Source organism: uncultured Formosa sp. (genome assembly GCF_947500765.1).
GTDB lineage: Bacteria > Bacteroidota > Bacteroidia > Flavobacteriales > Flavobacteriaceae > Formosa.
The window spans coordinates 255,171-275,733 of sequence record NZ_CANMTH010000005.1 but is presented as its reverse complement, the minus strand read 5'-3'; the positions used below and the strand labels follow the sequence as shown (position 1 = coordinate 275,733).

The following is a 20,563-nucleotide window of genomic DNA, read 5'->3' as shown; positions in this document are numbered from 1 at the left end:
GGGTATCGTATTTTTTAACCGTTTGTGGACTCGAGGCGTAACGCGTTTCATAATTCGTACTCATTGTTATTTGTTTTTAAATGATTTTTATTAATTTTTTAAAAAATGATTTGGGGCATATTATATTTTAATTGTACAATTATATAGTACACTATACAATATATTTTATTCACTTAATTGATATACTTTAAAATTATCTACAGTCATATGATTTTTAACCGTTCTAAACCCAAAATATCCTGAGGTATATGGATCTGAATCTTGAAAATCTATTAATAACTGATCGTTTCTATAATACTGAATTGTACCACCATGTGCAACAATTTTTATATGATATGGTGTATTAGGTTCTAACATAAATTTCTCTGCACTTAAATCGTGTTCTGGAAGTAATGGACGTTCTCCATCACCAACATAACGTCTAAAGCGTGTGGTTTTATTATCGTTTCCTCCAACACCCATATAATATAATTTTAGACTATCGTAGTTTGAAAATTTACCACCACGTTTATCTGAATCTGCAAATAGGTTTGATGGATTTTTAGGATCTGTTGCCATCCAGAAGCAATTTAAATCTGACACACGATCGTTTGGTCCATTATCTTGAATTAAAAACACATCATATTCAATTTGAATAGATCCTTTAAAAGGTTCTGTTAACCAAACTGTACATCCAGAAACATCATTAATTTCTAATTTACTATTATTAACCTCTACAGTTCCTTTTGGTACTTGTTCAACTTTCCAATGGGATAAATCTGAATCAAAATTTTCTTCAAAAATCAACTTTGCGTTCACATCTTTATCTTTTATACTAACCAATTTTGTTTTTCCTCCACAAGACGAAACCATTAGTGCTACTGTTAATACCATAACACTGGTGGCTAACCTTTTATAATTTCGAAACATTCTCATTATCTGTTATTTTTAATTAATTTGTTTTATTAAAACCAAACTCCAAGGTGTAATCTCTTGATTAATTTTCAACACCCCTTTTTTATCTGCTTTCACAGTATCTATTTTCATGGTGTTTGCATAAGTTTTCATTGTCTTAATCTGTTCACGTGTTGGTGGCTCAGGTTTACCCATTGCTTCCCAAAAGTTATGAATATTTCCGTGATCTTTATCTAATATTTCTATTTCGAAAGTTGCACCGGCTTTTAATCCTGTTAATGAAAAATTTAATTTTTTATTCGTTCCTTCTTCGCGTTTATTCGTTCCTGATGGTACTGCATTTTCATATTCTTTAGGATAATTATAAGCTAATGCTACAATTTTACCATCCCTAGATTTTTTACTTACAAATAAGTAATCATCTTTATACATTTTTTTATCTCCTAATTCATGTAACATTCTGTAAGCATGATAAGATGGTTTTTCTAAACCTTGATAATTAATCATTCCAAAACCACCATGAAAAATGCTTGCTGCTCCTCCTTTTTCTTCAAAAATATCTGTAAAGGTCCAAAATGCTAATGAATTTGTTAATCCTATACAGTCTAAATTAGTTTTAACAATATAAGCTGCTGCAGGTAAACGATCGTGCATAGCATCTCTACTACTCGGACTCGTGTTCCATTCTGTTAAATGAATTTCTACATCTGGATAAGCACTGTTAGCAATTGTTTTATTCAACCATTCTAAATCTAATTTTGTTGAATTCACAGAACGTGTTAACCCTCTTCCTTTTCCTGTTTCTGGATTAAACGCATAATCTGTTGGATACGGATGACAGCTTACAAAATCTACTGGTAAGTTTTCTTTTTCACAATATTTTAAAAAATCTTCTATCCAAACACCTTCCCAATCTAAAGTATTAATATCTTCTACATTAAAAACGGCTTCGGAAACTTTATCGTTAATTACTTCACCTTTAAAACGTTCATCTGGCACAAAATTACTTGTAGATGGACCTCCAACTTTAAGACGATTATCTACAGATTTAACAGCTGTTACAGATTGTTTGTATAACTCGAAGTATTGAGATTTTGTACCATCCCAGAACAATTTATATAAATTAGGTTCATTCCATACTTCAAAATACCACGTTAACACTTCGTCAATTCCATATCTATCTACACAATGTTGAGTAAAAGCCTTCATTAAATCGTGCCATTCATCAAACGTAGAATCATTTGGAGTAATATTTGCTTTCCACCAAAATACAGTTTTAGAATCTTCGGCAGCCATACTTTTTGGCAAGAACGCTAACTCTACAAATGGTTTTACATTCATATCTAAAAGTCTATCAAAAACATCGTCAATATATTGCCAATTATAAACAGTTTTACCACGTTCTTCAATTACAGGAAACATATCGTCATGAAATAAACCATGAAAACGGACATATTCAAAACCACAATTTTCTTGAACTTGTTGCATTTGTTCTAACCAACCTGCTCTTAAAGCTTCGTTAGCACGACCTGCTCCAACCATTTTACTCCAATAATGATCGAATTTTTCTCCTTTAGCTTGCGCATCTATCTTAATAGCCTTTTGTGCATTCATGACAAAAACACTACACATTATTAATCCAAGTATTATGTTTTTAGATAATTTCATTTTAATTTTCAAATTTTAATTTTTTACAAATAGTAATTCCCCCTTATGAAACTCATAATATTGGAATTCAATATTTCTTGTTTTTAGGCAGATTTATAATGTTTTAATTATTTAATACCACAGTATTTATAGATGTTGCTGCAACCTCAACACCAAAACTTTGTGTACCAATTTTAAAATTTATTGTTTTTATATTAGGCTCTGTATTATTAAACAATACTACAATACGTCCATCTTGTAGCTTAAATGCGATATGATTTTCCCCATCTGAAGATTTTAAAAAATGATCTCCAGGTTGTACAAAATGTGATAAGTGTTTAAACAAATAAAATTCGTCTGTATAAGTCACCTTTTTCGTGTTTTTATCGATTACAACCATTGAGTTTTGAGGCCATCCCCAAGCACTTTTTCCGGTTTCGTCTAGCACCATATTCCAATACATATAAGATCCTGTACCATTATTAAAGTAGTGAACAAGATCTTTCCATGATCGCTGAACAGAAGTCCAATCGTTTTCATGTTCTCCACACTTATTTTCTGTTTGCATTAACTTTAATTCTGGATACATTTTATGCACCGATGGAATTGATTTTGCTCCACCCCATTGAAACCCTACACCTTTAATATATTTTGAATCCTTCTTATCTTCTAAAATGGTTTTTACATAATCAGGATCGCCAGAATTTACTGTACCTAACCAAATTTCAGTATCTAAATTATCACTCTCGAATTGCGGCCCAAGAAAACCATTTATAAAATATGCCATATCTTCTGGTCTCCATGTGCAACTTGGCCAATTTGGTTGAAATGCTATTTCGTTTTGAGGCATGATTGCGAATAAAGAAACACCTGCGTTTTTATAAGACTGAACAAATTTTGAAAAATATAAAGCATAAGCTTTTAAATATTGCTCTTGCATTTTAAATGCTGTGGCATTATTTTTAATTTCAGCACCCAGATTCATTCTATTACCATCTTTAGCATTTTCAAAATTCCCACTTCGCATAGCATAATGCTCGTTTACTTTCATCCACGCTGGTGGTGACCAAGGAGAAGCCCAAATTTGTAAATCAGGATTTACTTTTAAAGCTTCTTTTAAATACGGAATTAAAATATATTTATCTCTATCTATATTAAAATCTCGCATTTCAAAATCTTCAGGAACATCGTTACTTGAATAATAACTTAACGCATAATCTGAAGCACCTATAGGAATTCTACACATAGAAAAATTGGTCCCATTTTCTGAAAATAAATCTTCAAAAACTTGTTTAGAGGCCTCTTTAGGGAGTGCGCTTAAAGCTTCCCAACCTAATTCATTAAATGCTCCACCAATACCATCTACTTCTTGTAATACACTATCTGTATATATTGTAATATCTGCAGTAACGTTTTCTTTGTTTTTCTTGAAAAACCGCTTAGGTGTTTCCCAGCGATTTGTAGCTGTAGTAGATATTAAATCTACTTTTTGAGCAAACAGGCTTCCAAAAACAAAAAACATCGCTGTACATAATACAGATAGAGGTTTTTGTTTATTAAAAAAGTTTATGTTCATTGTTATTTTCAATTAGTGTTATTTATATTTTAATTTTCTGTAGAAAACACTGCTGCAGGCAACCCTTCTTTATTATATAAGTTTGCGCCTTCTGGATATCCAGACCAGGCATAACGTACTGCTTTAGGATGCTTAACATCTTTACTCCAGACTTCAATCGTGTTATTAGATGTAATCTTGGCTTTTGCTGGTTTCCAAACACCATCTTCTCCTTGAATCTCAAACCATTTTAAAGGTTCTTTTACAGCAATAGTAGCCTCTAATAGATTTTTATGACCTACCATTAAACCTGACCCCACTTCATTAAATTCAACCTCAACTTTTTTTCCATTTATAGAATACGATTTATATAATGGTCCGCTTACTGCATCTATTTTAATATTGTAATCATTTTGTAATGCCCAAAGTGCTAATCGTTTTCCGGCATCCATTTTGTTATGCGGATGAATGTCCTTAGCTTCTCCTATATCATACAATACAGCCATACCGGTATTAGGTACTTTTAATGTTCTTCTTAGTTGATTGTTTACTGAAGCCCATCCTTTATCTGCCTCATCATTCGCACGAACGCATCCTGCCAATTGCGCCCAGTAAAATGGAAAATCGCCTTGCCCCCATTCCGCTCTCCAACTATTTATCATAGCTGTTAAATAATATTCATATTCATCATTCATAAATACGGCATTACTTTCTCCTTGATACCAGATGGCTCCTTTAATTTTAAAAGGCACTATACTTGAAATCATTCCATTATGAAGCGTAGCAGGTAACTGCATATCGTTTTTAGGGTTGGTTGTTGGTTTAGGCGCTCTTCCTGTTTTTCCTTTTTCTTCCCAAATTTTTAATTTATTTTGATATGCTGTGTCGACATAATCTTCTGCTTCCATTTTTTCGATTTGTGCTTTCGATTTTTGTCTGCTCGCCTCAAAATAATCTATCATATTTTCATCCTCTAAATATGTTGCTTCAGAAATCCAAGGTTGTACTCGTGTACCACCCCAAGAACATTCTAAAAGCCCTATAGGGATATTAACATGTTTACGTAATTCTTTAGCGAAGTAATATCCTGTAGCTGTAATTTTTTTTATTTGATCTGGATTTACAGATCTCCAATCTGCAGTAAAATTTGTTTTCTTTTCTAATAAAGATGTTGTTTGAGGTACTTCTATATGGCGAATCCAATCGTCGTTTGCTGTAGCGACTTCATTTCTATTAAACGCTACAAGTGATTGATATTTTGATTCTCTAGAATCTCCTAAAAATTTCGACATATCGAAATCCATATTAGATTGTCCTGTGCATAACCAAACATCCCCAGACAAAACATCGTTAATTTCTATTGTATTTTTTGAAGATATAGTGATTTTATAAGGACCTCCTGCTTCAGGGGTTTTAAGATTTGCACGCCAAGTACCATCTGAATTTGTGACAACTTGATCTGATTCTCCCCAACTTGTCTCTATGGTAATAATTTCGTTTGCATCTGCCCAACCCCATATTGGAATTACAGTTTCACGCTGAATTACCATGTGGTCTGAAAATAATGCATGCACTTTTACATCGGCAAACAACAATTGTGTAAAACAAAAAAACAATATACTTAACAGTGCCCAGCTCTTAAAAAAACGATATCTATTACAACTCAAATTCATAATGAAAAACAACTTTATTTTCTTTGTATAAAAGACGTAGATTTATAAAAACTAACACTTATAAATCTCCACTTCTTTTAATAATGTAATATTAGAACTTCATTATTAAAATCGATATAAATTATAATTCTTTGACTATAACTTATAACTCATTTTACTGTTACAAGTGGTTTACCACATTATCAGACCTATGTTTAACTATTATCTTCAAGGAAAACCTAAAATATATTCTTCCTGTTTTTTATGAAAATAAATTTTAATTTAAACTAATAAAAGTCTTATTTAGTACTCTTATTTTAGATAAAAAAACATCTTTTTCTCTTAAAAAAATTGCTCTTATTTTTATTACTTTAGAAGTATATTGAATCGGTAAAACCTAAATTTAACGATATAATTATAGCTGAATATAGAAGAATAAAACCTTCAATAGAATTGTCCATTTTTATCACTCCTTTACAATCTAACCCCCTGTTGTAAAGTTTATATTACTTTTAAAACTAAAAGTCCCTTACTATATGTAGTCTTTATTTCAAAGTTACAATACCACTTGCTACCACAAAATCTATAACCTCTTTAATGCTCCCTCTGTTATATAGTGCATCTTCTGCACCTATTAATAACGTTATAAAATAGTAAACTCTTAATCACTAATAAATAGTGCGCTCACTTTAAACTAAAAAAGAAACACATTTAATCATATTTTTAATCAACTCCCATACATAGAATCACAAAAAACACACTAAATCAATGTTTTACATATTAAAAAAACATAAAAGGGTGATGAATTACAGATATTGGTTGATAGTTTATATCTAGTAAAAACGAAAGAGATTAATTTTAAAAACGCTCATTTATCTCAATTTAAAAAATTGTAAATAAGATCTTTAAATGGGCATTAACCGTATTAATGATTTGTTCGAGGTTACCACTATTTTATGTGTTCATTTAATAATCTATCATCTCTCCTAAAATAGATTAATAAACTCAGAACAATACAGTACCTGGTAACTTGAAACAGAATAAGGTCATTAATAAAAAATAATTTAATCAAACCTTTTTCATTATGAAAACAAAACTAACAATGTACGCCATGAAAACACATGGGCAATTGGCAGTAAAACCAAATTTTTTACTAATGCTATGCTTATTTTGTATTAGCAGTTTATCTTTTTCTCAAGTTACAGTAAACACTTTAACCGAACTGCTCCCGTATCTAAAACAAGACAATGTAGAAGTTACCTTAGCTCCTGGAACGTATACCGTTACCGCAGAGGATATTCAAAATGGATTATTTCCAGATTATACAGATTTTTTAGACAGAAAGAACTATGTGCTCTTTTTAGTCTCAGGAAATAACAGCGTTTACGATTTTACAGATGTTACCATTAATGTAGAAACTGCTGTATTTAATGCATACACAGATGACTACGATAATTTTTATGAATTCCAAACAACAGGAAATAACAATGTCCTTAAAAACCTGACTTTAGTCGATTTAGGTAGTGTAGACGATTTTCCAAAAAACGGAGCATGTAACATTACAATGGATGGTTCCTATAACAGAATAGAAGGTTTTCACATTACAGCAAAAGGTTCGTTTCCTTATGGCTACGGAGACTCTTTTGGTAAAGGAAGCACCTATACCATTAGCCATAAAAAACACAGTGCATTCTTAATTCGTGGGGAATCTAACCATGCCAAAGGAGTTACTATAATTCATAGAACTTATGGACACTGTATGTTTATGCAAGCAGCTAACAATGCTTTAATAGAAGATTGTTATTTAGAAGGAGAAATGCGTTCTACAGACGATATGCTAGCTGAAGAAGGTACAGGTTCTCCTGCCGATTTAATCGACTTTTATACCGTTTGGGGTTATAAATTACCTCCCGGATATATGAAAAGTACTGGTGAAGCTGGTATACGTGCCTATAATGCTGGCGAAACCATTATAGATGGTGTAGAATACAGCAGAGGAACCTCTAATGTTACTGTAAAAAACTGTACAATAAAACACTTAAGAACAGGTGTTACATTGGCCCATGCCACAGGTACTAAATATGTAGAAGGTACCACAGCAATTGGTTGTGAAAACGGCTTTTCTTTAGGAACTGGAACTGTAGTAGATTCTTATGCAGATTGTGCTTATGGTCCTGTATATTCCACGACTTATACAACAGATAAAAATTTCGATGCAGAGATTACTGTAATTCCCGCTGAAGACCCCTATTATAATGGTTCTGGAAATGTAGCTTATATTGGTGGAAGTAATCATAACATTACACTTAAAAGTGCTCCTGGCTTAGTTATTAATCAAGACTTGAAAATTAAATTTGGAGGAGAAAGAAATCATATAAGTTCACTAGGAGATGCACTAGCAAATCAAGATAACTTTACTGCAAATAATATTGTAATAGATAACCAAACTAATTTTGCTATCAATTTAAGTGAAGATGCATCTTATATAACAGGACAATCCGGTGGTATGGTAACAGATTTAGGTACCAATAACAATATTGTACATACTGCTGTTTCTGTTTCTAAAATTGAAGCTGAAGATTACACAAATATGGAAGGGGTTACTGTACAAACAACTACAGATGAAACCGGTACAGATCAAGTTACCAATATTACTTCTGGTAATTGGCTAGAATACGATGTAGATGTACAATTAAGCGGTACTTACACTATGGGATACCGTATTGCAAGTGCAAATACAGGCGAATTTACTTTATCTTCTGCTGAAGATACTTTAGAATACATTAATTTTTCTGCCACAGGTGATAATGAAACTTGGAATACAGTACATTCTGAAACACCTTTTTATTTAGAATCAGGAACACATACTTTAAGAATTACATCACAAAGCGCAGATTGGAACTTCAATTGGCTAGACCTTGCTCTAGAATGCGCAGTGGTTACTATAGATCCTTTTGTTGAAGAATTAAATGCTTTAGGCATTTCTTTAAATCTATTAGAAAGCACAGATCTAAATGTTTTTCCTGGAAACACAGCACGATTACAACCTGAACCAGAACTTGGAGGAAGCTGGAGTTGGACAGGACCAAACAACTTTATTTCTAACCAACGTGTTGTAATGCTTGAAAATATTCAAACCACCGATGCTGGAGAATATAATGTAACGTACACTAATGATTGCGGACAAACCTCTACAGCAACCTTTAATATTTCAGTACAAGGCAATATTACTATTGAAGGAGAAGCTTATTCAACTATGAGTGGTGTAGAAACAGAAACAACTACAGACATTAGTGGTACAGATCAAGTTAGCGCTATAGATGCCAACGATTGGATGGAATACACTTTAAACATTGAAAAATCGGCCACTTATGCATTTAGTTATCGTATTGCGAGTGCTTCAGAAGCTATAGATTTTAACGTGCAATTAGATAATCAAGACCTAGAACAAGTTATGTTGCCAGCCACAGGAAGTGCATCAACTTGGACAACCGCAAGTGCACATACAACTTACCTAACAGCAGGTACTCATACATTAAGATTAACATCAAACTCTTCTGGTTGGCTTTTAAACTGGATGCAATTACAAGGTATAGATTTTGTAAATCCATGTGAGCTCCCTTTTAATCCTGACGTTTTTAATGTTCAAAATGAAGAAAAACAATGGACTTCTGGATTAATCGATATTAGCTGTGTAACTAGTGTAAACACTTATATCTCATTTTCAGGAACAGAAACATTAACGGCCGCAGACTATCTTAATATGTATTACAAATTAGATGGAGGAGAACGCATAGCTATTTCTGAAAACACAGGTATCCCTTCAGAAGCTTCTGGAGTAGTAACAAACCTAAGTGGAGAAACTCTAGAATTAATTATTGAAGGAAAATCAATTAGTACAGAAAATGTTTATACCATTTCAAAAATAAACATTGTAGAATCTACAGATCCTTTTGTAAGAATTGAAGCCGAAGATTTTACAGACTCCGATGGTCCTAGAATAGGAACTACTGGCGACGAAGGTGGCGGACAAAATTTAGGAAGTATTAAACCAGGACACTGGAGTATGTATGCGGGTTTAGATTTAACAAACGTAACCAGTATTAATGCGCGGGTAGCTTCTACTTATGATGATGCTAAAGTTGAAGTACGCATAAATGCATCAGACGGGATGCTAATTGGAATTATAGATGTCCCAAATACAGGTGCTTGGCAAACTTATGAAACTGCAAGTGCATATATTGAAGATGTTACAGGTATTTACGATGTATACTTAGTATATACAACTACAGAAAGTGCGAATGTCTGTAATATTAATTGGTTCGAATTTTCTGATGCTTTTGTAAGAGCACCAATAAATCCGTTCTCTATGTTTGAAGCAGAATATTACGATGCAGAAAATGGAACACAAACGGTTTCAACTACAGATAATACAGGAATAGATCAAGTTGGAGATATTCAAAATGGCGACTGGCTTATGTATAAAAGCTTAGATATTACAGATGCTTATAGTTTAGATCTAAGAGTTGCAAGTGCTAATGATAACACTGCAATTGAACTTAGACTAGATGCACCAGACGGACTATTATTTTCTTATATAAATGTACCAAATACGGGAGCTAATAATTCTTGGAACACTATATCTGCTACGTTAAAAGAAGTGACTGGAGAACACGATATTTATGTTATTTTTAAAGGAGATGGAGACGATCTGGTAAACATAAACTGGTTACAATTCAAGCTTTATGAAAACTCATTTGAAAGATTAGAAGCCGAAGATTACGACAATCAGCAAGGAGATCCTTCTATTAAAACCACGTCTGATGTTGATGGTGAAGAAGATTTAAGAAGTATCGTTCCTGGAGATTGGGTTATGTTTAGCGATATAGATCTTACAGACGCTAAAAGTGTAAGTGCACGTATTGGTTCTGTTTACGATGATGCCTTTATAGAAGTTCGAACAGATGCTGCCGATGGAGATCTTATTGGAATTATTAACCTGTACAATACTGGAGGTTGGTATAATTGGGAAACCGTTACAGGCAACATTACTAACGTTACCGGCTCTCACGATGTGTATTTTATTTTTAATACTGAAACAAGTAAGAATGTTTGTAATATAAACTGGTTCCATTTCTCTGGTCTAGAAACTACAGAACCTTTTGAGCCTTTTGTAAGAATTGAAGCTGAAGATTACAGTATAGCCTCCAACACTATTATCTCTGCTACAACAGATGTAGATGGTGAAGAAGAAGTAAGTAATTTACAAAACGAAAATTGGCTAATGTACAGTAATTTAGACATTAATGCTGCAGCTTCTATATCTTTAAGACTAGCTTCTATATCTGATGGAAATAGTATTGAAGTACGTATAGACGATTATAACGGGACACTTATTTCTACTATAGCTGTACCAAATACAGAAAGTTTAACCACATGGACTACTGTTTCTGAAAACATAACTACCATAGAAGGAACTCATGATATTTACCTTGTATTTAAAGGAGAATCTGAAAATATTGGAAATATAAACTGGTTAAAATTTAATGAAGGTACTGTCCTGTCGGTTAGTGACGAAGATTATCAAAAAGTGTTTATGTACCCTAACCCTGTATCTGATGTTTTAAACATTAAAAACGGAATAGGTGCACAAATAGATATCTATGACATTACAGGAAAACAAATCCTTACAAAACAAATTACGACTAACAATCAAGTCATTAATTTAAGCCATTTTTCAAACGGATTGTATCTGGTTAAAATAGAGAATGAGGGTAAAGTTACTGTTAAGAAAATAATGAAACAATAAACTAAATTAGTTATAATATATTATTAAAAGACTGTCTGAAAAGGCAGTCTTTTTTTATGTACAATAAGTAAGATTTAATATTAATAGATTGAAAAAACAGTCCTTATATACCCCATTTAATTTAAACACATTCCAATAGCTTATTCTTTACAAGACTCTATAACAACTTTCCAAATAAGAGTTTAGTCAAAAAAAAATGCTGTCGTTTCACCATAACACAACACCCTATTTTTTAAAGCTAATTTTTAATTTGATTGCAACAATTGAAAAGACATACTTCCTATAATTTTGACTTTAAATGAACACAATTAACCATGTTCATTGATAAGTATTAATCAAAAAAATAAAATTATGAAAACGTACACAGATAGTATTGGAAACAAATTAAACGATTTATTAGAAAAAACTTATGATGCCGAAAAAGGTTTTTCTAAAGCAGCAGAACACGTCAAAGAAACACCTCTTAAAAATTATTTTAAAAGAAAATCTCAGGAACGTTTAACCTTTGGACATGAATTAAAACAAGAGTTAAGCGCTTACGGACAAGAGATAGATAAAGGAGGAAGTCTTACAGGACAAGCCCACAGAACATGGATGGATATTAAATCGGCATTTACAACAAATAACGAAGATGCCATGCTCGAAGAAGCTATTCGTGGAGAAAAAGCAGCTGTAGAAGAGTATCAAAATATTATTAACGAAACGGAATTACCTTTAAGCACAAAAACCATTTTAGAATCTCAGAAGTATACTATTGAAAGTGGTTTAGAAAAAATTAAAACTGTTGCCGATATTAGATCATAAATTAGTTAAAAAAACAAAACGTATATAAAAATTAATCGACCTTAATTCTTACGAGAACTAAGGTCGATTTTTTTATGATAATTATACTTGATTTTTAAATTACAGAATATGATTTATCCTGCAATTTATGCAGTACATAAGACTAGTTCTTAATCAATTTTTTAGTCGATAATACGCCATTATTATTTAAACGCACAAAATAGATTCCGCTATTAAACTGACTTACGTCTATGGCTTGCTCGTTATTTTCTATTTGCTTTTGAAGCACTAACTTTCCCATAACATTATAAATAGTCATACTTGCTCCTGCAGCTCTAGAAATAATAAACTCATGCGTTGCTGGATTCGGGTATAATGCTACTGTAATATTATTAGTTTGAACACCTAAAGACTCATTATAATATTCTATTACTAATTGAGGTGGTAAATTATCTTCAAATTCTTTACTATACCAATCTATCCCAATACCACTATTAGCGGGATCTTTTATAGCCATTGAAATTATTTTATCGGTATTATACTCTTGAGCCACATAAGAAGATGCATCCCACTCACTCCAAGTAGATGGAATGGTAGTTACTCTAGAGCGTTCATTTTCGTAATTTGGTTTATTATTCCATGTAATTTCAGATTCGACCCAACTATCATCCTCTACATCGTAAACTACACGGATATCTTCGTATTTTGTGCGTTGATACATTCTTAATTTTGCAGAAACAATTGGTCCTGGCACTGTACTTAAATCAAATTTTAAATACACATAACGTGCATCTACTTTAGTTACCATACTTGTAACATCTCCAAAGTTATCATTTGCTTTACTTTCATGTACGTAAGCATCTGCATCAACAATTAAATCAAGAGTACCTCCTATTTGGTTTACAACATTTAATTCTTGTGTTACTTCTGAAGCAGGATTAAATGCATCATCGCCTTCTTGAATTGCTGAAATTGTAGTAACTCCAATACCTACAAGATGAACTTTACCATCTACAATTGTAGCTACAGACTCATTAGAACTTGTATAACTTACAGCCAAATCTGAACTTGAAGTTGCCATAGGATCGAAATCTTCACTTCCTAAAACCTTATAAGGCAAAGTAAAAAATTGAATCTCTTGATCCTCTTTAACAATACCTGTTTGGGCGATTGTAAAGTTATCTAATTTAAAAGCCTCTGATGTACCACCAAATGTAATTTTTAAACTTTGAACGCCTTTATTTAACAAGATATCATCTGCTATTTTAAAGGATACCCAATCTGAATCTTCTGTAGCATATGGTACTACAATGTCTTCTGTTTTATCTTCACCACCAAAAGTTAATTTTATAGTTCCGTCGGCCCCACTTGCTACATAATTTATAGAAAAACTATACAGACCTGTTTCTGGAACCGTAATAGTGTAAGTTAACCATTCTCCAGACTCAATGCCTGTAATATTATAATTATCGTCACCCAATTCTTCTATATCAACACTATCAAAGGTTCTATAGGCTCCTCCAGTATTTGTCGCACTTAAATCATGATACACTCTACCTTCTCCGTTTTTAATAGGATCGTAATCAAAATTTTCGGCTTCAATAAGGTTTGAAATATCATGTATCGCATACATAGGTAAACCTAAACCATCAAAACCAGTTATAGGATCTCCATAACATAACACTGGTCTTCGTGCCGTTAAAGCCCCCCAACCTAAAGCATCGTTAGTCCATCCAGCAGCTTCATAACTAGATAATTCAATGGCTTTATCTCTAGCTCGAGTAATCCATTTTACGTCATCTTCTGTTTTAAAACCACGCCCATAATAATGTGCTACCGGCATTTCAAAAACAGGACGAATACCTGGAAAATCACCTACTCCAACAGGACTAATAGCTTTAGAATACCAGCGACCTGTTCTATCAAATCCTTCTTTAAATTCTCCAGAACTTACAGATGGTTCCCATGGTGTTGACTGATCGTCGTAGGTCTGTATAGCAGACACATTATACTTCATGTTATATTCTAGGCCTAATAATAATCTATCGTTTGTAAAACCATAAAGATCATCGCCTTGATTCCATGCCATTTCTGCCATAGACGTTAAAAGACCTATACCAAACATGGTATGTTGTTGATCGCGTGAACTTTCTTGACATTGACCGTTATCTGATATATAGTTAGTCATGACTTCATTATAACCATAATCTTCGACATCGTAACCTCTAGTTATACTATAAGTATCTGCATAATCTCCTGTCGCTGTAATAGCATCACTTGTATTTGGACCTGCAGGGTATGCTAAATCATCTGACCGATGTGGTAATCCTTTAACATATCTAAGAGCACGGTCGTACATGATTTCATTATCTAAAAATATACCCATTGCCATTACCGTTCTCCATCCTGATAGGCCTTGATTTCCATGACGAACTGGATCTCCGATATACGATTTCCAATAAAATGTAGCATTATTTCTAATATCATCAGGTACCGTTGTATTAGAATATCCTGGATATACCAACATATCTTTAAACGCTTGAATATCGCTTTCTGACCAACCAGAATACGTACTTTTAATAATTTCAGCAGCTTCAACCATAATGTGGGCTATACCTCCACTTAAAGATTCGGTTCCACCACTGGTTACTGAAGTTAAATTAGACCATGCTTTAAAAATTTCGATAGCTTTATCTGCATGTCTGCTATCTCCTTCTATATACCATCTAAGGGCATTATAATAAGCTGCACGAATATCGCTATTCCATGCTCCATAATTCACCCCTGAATCTCTTCCTAATTCAGTAAAACTTTCATCTCCTTGTACAACATAATCGTAACTAGATTTTGTATCGGAAATCATTTCTTGGTAAGATGTATACCAAGGATCTACCTGAGTTTCAACCATATATTTCATACGGTCTAAATCTGATTGTTTGTGAGTTATTCCTGGGTGCACAAATTGGGCTTGAACAGTATATATCCCTAAAAACAAAAGGAGTATACAACTGATTTTTTTCTTAAATAAAGATGGATTGGTAATGTCCATTCTAGTAAAGTTTTTTCTCATAAAATTAAAAGTTAGATTGTTTGATAAATAAATGACCTACATGTATTGCAAGACATTATGTTTTTAATAAAAGGCATCATATGTATTACAAAACACGATGCCTTTTATTCTTATATTCATGCTAATACAGGCATGTTTTAATTCTTAATAAATTTAAATGTATTATTCTGAGTTCCTTGTAGACTAATAAGGTACATGCCTTTAGACAAATCACTTACATTAAGTTCTACTTTTCTTAAACCAGATTGGAGAACTTCTTCTTTAATTACTTTGCCCGTAATATCTATAATTGTGTATTGGTAGTAATCTGCAGTAGGCATTTCAATTGTAAGTACATCATTAACTGGGTTTGGATAAAAACGGATAGTATTACCTATAATATCAAACTCTTCATTCGATAAAGAATCTGCCTCATCTAATACAAATTCTATCCAGTTAATATTCCACCCTCCAGAAGTGGCATATAACCGAATTACATGACTACCAGATGATAATTTTACCATAGTACTTAATGTTGTATATTGTTGCCAGTCTCCTGTTGCATCAATACTTGTATTACCTTGAGATACACCATCGACTAGAACCTGTACGTAACCTCCTCCACTTCTACTGGCAACACGGTAATTCAAAATATAAGTACCAGAGTTAATAATATCAATATTATATTCCATCCAATCGTCATCATTTATAAAACCAACATTTTCTCCGCCACCTACATCTTCTGTTGTTTCTACTTCTATACCACTCATTGCACTATAATCTTCCGCCTGAATAAAAACAGTCTCTTCAGGATCTGCTTCCACTAGTGATACCGTAAAATTATTTAATTTGAAAGCATCGTCTGAGCCACCGAATAAAACTTTTAGAACCTTTACCCCTTTAGATAATCTAACATTACTTGCAACATTAAAGTTTTTCCAATCTGTTAATCCTGTTGAATTTGGCAAACCAAAAGGCACCGATACATTTGATGTGATATCTGTTCCATCTAAATTAAATTTTACGGTTCCATTACCATTAGCGGCAGCATAATTTATATCTATATCATAAGTACCATTTAATGACACATCAACGGTAAATAAAATCCATTCTTCATTTTTAATACTTGTAATATTATATCCACCACCTGATAGCAATTCGATATCTACATTTTCATCAGTACGATATTGACCACCTTCATTAGTATTAGTAAGATCATTGTATGTTTTATCTTGACCATTAGAATCTAAAAAATCAAAATTCTCTGCTTCTATAGTCATAGGTAATACATTCATATTATATTCTGGCAAACCATTTAAATCAAGTCCACTTATAGGTTCTCCAGGATTTTCATCTACAGTAAGACACAGTGTTCCTGCTCCTGGATGATCGTCATTGTATGTTTCTGGTTGACCGTAATCTTCATGTGTTATAACTTCTTTGGTATAAGGGTGCAACTTACCTGCACGTGTGAACAGTGTAGATGCCATGACATATATAGGTGAAAAATCGCCACGACCATCGGCACTAATAAAACCATTATTCATCCAGCTATGTGTTTGATTACATGGATTAGGTACATTATCTGTCCAAGACACATCATTGAAAAGATTGTATTTAGCCGTGTACTCCATTCCAGCAACAAGTCTATCATTTTCATAGCTTACCAAATCTACGCCCTGATTCCATGCAATAAGAGCTGGTTCTACCAAATGGGCTATACCTCCTTGGGTATGCCCCTGATCTCTCTCACTTTCAAAACATTGTCCCTCATCATTTATAATATATTGCGTAACGCCAGCACATCCATCAGTAGTATTAGTAAAACCAAATTTATAGGCATCAACAGCATCATTAAACATGGTCATGTTATCACAAAAAATTGCCATAGACATATTACCAGCTAAACACGAGGTTCCCCAGTTCATTGACCGGCTTGGACCGGTACTGGTAATAGGGTAAATTACGTTTTGAAACCAATTTTGTGCTTCAATAATTTTGGATGAAGACCAACCTGCTTCACCATTAAACCCCCAAGCAAGAATTTCGGCAGCATTGGCCATTTTGTTTGAGCCAATACCTTCTCTAAGTGGAGAATTAGTAGTATTAAATTCTGTAACGGTACTTGCCCAAGCATCAATAATATTAATTCCGGCAGTTGCATAAGCTTTATTACCTGATGCAACCCATTTTATAGCCAAAATATAGGCTGCATGCCCTTGTCTTTGAATAGCATTACTATCTGTAATATTAGACGATACAGTTGCTGTATAAGTCTCATCTATATTATCATTTTTCAATTCAAGCCAAGCACTATACCATGGTTCTTCTTGTGCTGCGACCTTGTTTCTAATAAGTGTTAAATCATCTTCCACTAACCAACCTCCTGGATGCGTTAACTGCGCATAAGAACTTGTTAGGTTTAAAAGTAAGACAAGTATAAAAACAAGACTAATCTTAATATTTTTAACCATCTTTTTTGTTTTTTTATTGATTATTATTCGTTTAATTAATACTTGTAGATAATTCAAAATTTAATCTTCTTAAAGAATTAAATCAACCTTTCTTCTTAATAAGGAATAAACGCCACTCATGAAAAGTTTATTAAATCAAGCTAAAATCTTAAAATTTCTTGCAGACGTATACCTTTAAAATTTTAGATAATGTTTACCGCGACTGCTATTGAATCAATAGTCAATAGTTTTGTCTGAGCTTAAAAGTTAGATTATTTGACAAATAAATGACCTACATGTATTTCAAGACATTATGTTTTTAATAAAAGGCATCATACTTATTACAAAACAAGATGCCTTTTATTCTTATATTCATACGAATGCAAGCATGTTTTAATTCTTAATAAATTTGAATGTTTTATTCTGAGCCCCTTGTAGATTAATAAGGTACATACCTTTGGCTAGTTTTTTTACATTAAGATCTAATTGCTGAACGCCGTTTGCGATAGTTCCCATTCTTGTTACGCGTCCACTAATATCTAAAATGGTATATGTTTCAAATTGAGAAGCCGGTATTTTAATGGTTAATTTATCTGATGTTGGATTCGGGTAAAACTTAAAACCATCTTTAATATTATCGTTTATTGATAGTGTTGTACTTGGTAAGGCATAGATAGCCTCTGTATTTAAATTTGTTCCAGTAACATCTGTTACTTTTAACCAGTACCAATATTCTGTATCATTTTCTACGCTATTATCTGTGAATGTTGTTCCTGTTAAACCATTAGAAATTAATTTACGCCCACTAGCATTATCGTCTGTATCTCTAAAAAGCCCTACGTTCTGAACATTTATATCTTGAATATCCCAATTTAATGTTACATATCCATCACCAGGTTGTGTAGATAAAACAATTAGCGGATTCAATGCTTTTGCTATAGCACTTACTGGTTCAGAATTGGTACTTACTCCAGAAACATCTGTAGCTTTTACCCAATACCAATATTCTACACCTGTTTCAGCGGTTGTATCTGTATACGAATCGCCTTCAACATTATTCGCAATTGAAACACGTCCGCTTGGATCTGAATCCGTATCTCTAAATATATCTTGATCGCCTAATGTAATATCTTTTAATTCCCATTGTAGTAAGACTGAATTATCTCCTGAATATGCCTGTAAAGTCACACTTGGGTCTGGCACTGCTGGTGTCGCATTAGCAACATTAGAATCTGTACTTTCTCCAGAAACATCGGTTGCTTTTATCCAATAAAAATACTCAGTCCCATTTTCGGCTGTATCATCTGTATACGTATTTCCTTCAACGTTATTTGCAATTGAAACACGTCCGTCTGGATCTGAATCTGTATCTCTAAACACATCCTGATCGCCTAAAGTAATCCCGTTCATTTCCCAATTTAAAACTACTTCACTATTTCCTTTTGTTGCAGAAAGCGTTATTACCGGATCTACATTTACAGCCATTGTAGTTGCTGCATTAGAATTATAGGTGTTTGAAACATCATCGGTTACTTTTATCCAATACCAGTAAGTTACGCCGTTTTCGGCTGTAGTATCTGTAAAATCTAATCCAGTAACTTTACTTTGTATTAAAGTACGCCCACTAGGATCTGAGTCTGTATCTCTAAATACATCTTGTCTTATTGGGGTAATGTTTTTTAATCCCCAATTTAAATAAATCATATCGTCTCCAGGTACAGCAGACAAGCCTACACTTGGTGCATCATCGTAAACACAATTGATAGTATCATCTGAAATATTACCAGACTGGGTTACAGAACTTGGTAAACTATAATCGGTTTCATTACCATGAGAATTATTATCATATACAATTCCTGTAACACCATTTACTCCAGAAATTCCAGCTTTAACATTATTAGAAACACAATTTCTTTTAATATCGATGTTAGTTGTTGGCACACCTTCTGAATTTGCTAAAATTCCAACATCTCCATTATCTTTAACAATACAATCGTACACTAAATACCCATCTGTATTTGCTGCACGAATTCCTCTGAAGTAATTTCCAGACATTTCACAATTGTAAACTTTAATATCTTCACTATATGAAATATTAATTCCGTTTGCCGAGGTTGAATTTAAAAACTGACTATCTCTAACCTCTGCACCATACACACGACGTAAGTACATATTATGTGCATAGCCCTCTTTACCTGCTGTTCCATTTCTTTCGAACAGACAATCTTGAACCAATAAATTTTTAGCTCCTTTTATATGTACACCCCAACCGGTTTCGAAACAATGCACGTTAATAATTGTAATATTTTCATGATCTACACCTTGCGATGTAATTTGAATTCCACCTCCATTAATTGCGTTTGTTCCTTGAATGGCTAAATTTTGTATGGTTAAATTCACTAAGCCCTCATCATCTGCAATAATCATGTTCATGTTTACTGTGGTTTGTAGTAAACTTTCCCAATTTCCTTCACCTTGGAGTGTAACATTACTCTTCATTCTAACAGGTGTAGTAATAATATGGGTTCCTTTTTCAAGGGTTACAATTCCACCACCACTAGCAGAGACATTGTCTATAGCTGTTTGTATACTTTCTCCAGGTGCAACTTTCTGGTCTGTTGCCCATAATGTTGTTGATAAAAAAGTTAAGCAAACTAAAAACAGTAGCTGCTTAAAGGCGTAATAGTTCTTCATAATAGTAGTTTAATAGTGGTTTAAATT

Annotated in this window: 9 protein-coding genes; 2 read left to right on the top strand and 7 right to left on the bottom strand. The window is 33.0% G+C overall.

The genetic code is table 11. The annotated features are described in order from the left end of the window. Positions 1-165: 165 nt before the first annotated feature. The 4 genes from Q1B05_RS11570 to Q1B05_RS11555 all read right to left on the bottom strand — a co-directional run bounded on the left by Q1B05_RS11570 (position 166) and on the right by Q1B05_RS11555 (position 5,691). On the bottom strand, positions 166-873 hold the full coding sequence (locus tag Q1B05_RS11570) for a DUF6250 domain-containing protein (protein ID WP_299780825.1): 708 nt from the start codon (positions 871-873) through the stop codon (positions 166-168). A 54-nt stretch (positions 874-927) separates the two neighbouring features. Further along, a complete protein-coding gene (locus tag Q1B05_RS11565) occupies positions 928-2,562 on the bottom strand; it encodes a hypothetical protein (protein WP_299780823.1) in 1,635 nt (544 codons plus the stop codon). Positions 2,563-2,665: 103 nt separating this feature from the next. Next, positions 2,666-4,117, bottom strand: a complete 1,452-nt coding sequence (locus tag Q1B05_RS11560) for a glycoside hydrolase family 30 beta sandwich domain-containing protein (RefSeq protein WP_299780821.1) — start codon at positions 4,115-4,117, stop codon at positions 2,666-2,668. A 29-nt stretch (positions 4,118-4,146) separates the two neighbouring features. Next, positions 4,147-5,691 (bottom strand): sialate O-acetylesterase, encoded by a 1,545-nt coding sequence (locus Q1B05_RS11555; RefSeq protein ID WP_299780819.1) that lies wholly within the window; start codon positions 5,689-5,691, stop codon positions 4,147-4,149. Positions 5,692-6,832: 1,141 nt separating this feature from the next. Here Q1B05_RS11555 and Q1B05_RS11550 point away from each other — a divergent pair. Both Q1B05_RS11550 and Q1B05_RS11545 read left to right on the top strand, forming a co-directional pair. Continuing rightward, entirely contained in the window at positions 6,833-11,557 is a 4,725-nt protein-coding gene (locus tag Q1B05_RS11550; protein ID WP_299780817.1) for a carbohydrate-binding protein, read from the top strand. 351 nt (positions 11,558-11,908) lie between these two features. Then, a complete protein-coding gene (locus Q1B05_RS11545) occupies positions 11,909-12,361 on the top strand; it encodes a PA2169 family four-helix-bundle protein (protein ID WP_299780815.1) in 453 nt (150 codons plus the stop codon). A 142-nt stretch (positions 12,362-12,503) separates the two neighbouring features. Here Q1B05_RS11545 and Q1B05_RS11540 read toward each other — a convergent pair whose 3' ends face one another. From Q1B05_RS11540 to Q1B05_RS11530, 3 genes are all read right to left on the bottom strand, one after another. Continuing rightward, a complete protein-coding gene (locus Q1B05_RS11540; protein ID WP_299780813.1) occupies positions 12,504-15,410 on the bottom strand; it encodes a DNRLRE domain-containing protein in 2,907 nt (968 codons plus the stop codon). A 137-nt stretch (positions 15,411-15,547) separates the two neighbouring features. Then, positions 15,548-17,863, bottom strand: a complete 2,316-nt coding sequence (locus Q1B05_RS11535; protein WP_299780811.1) for a carbohydrate-binding protein — start codon at positions 17,861-17,863, stop codon at positions 15,548-15,550. 372 nt (positions 17,864-18,235) lie between these two features. Beyond that, positions 18,236-20,536 carry a right-handed parallel beta-helix repeat-containing protein gene (locus Q1B05_RS11530; protein WP_299780809.1) on the bottom strand — a complete coding sequence of 767 codons (2,301 nt, stop codon included), beginning with the start codon at positions 20,534-20,536 and terminating at the stop codon, positions 18,236-18,238. Positions 20,537-20,563 lie beyond the last annotated feature (27 nt).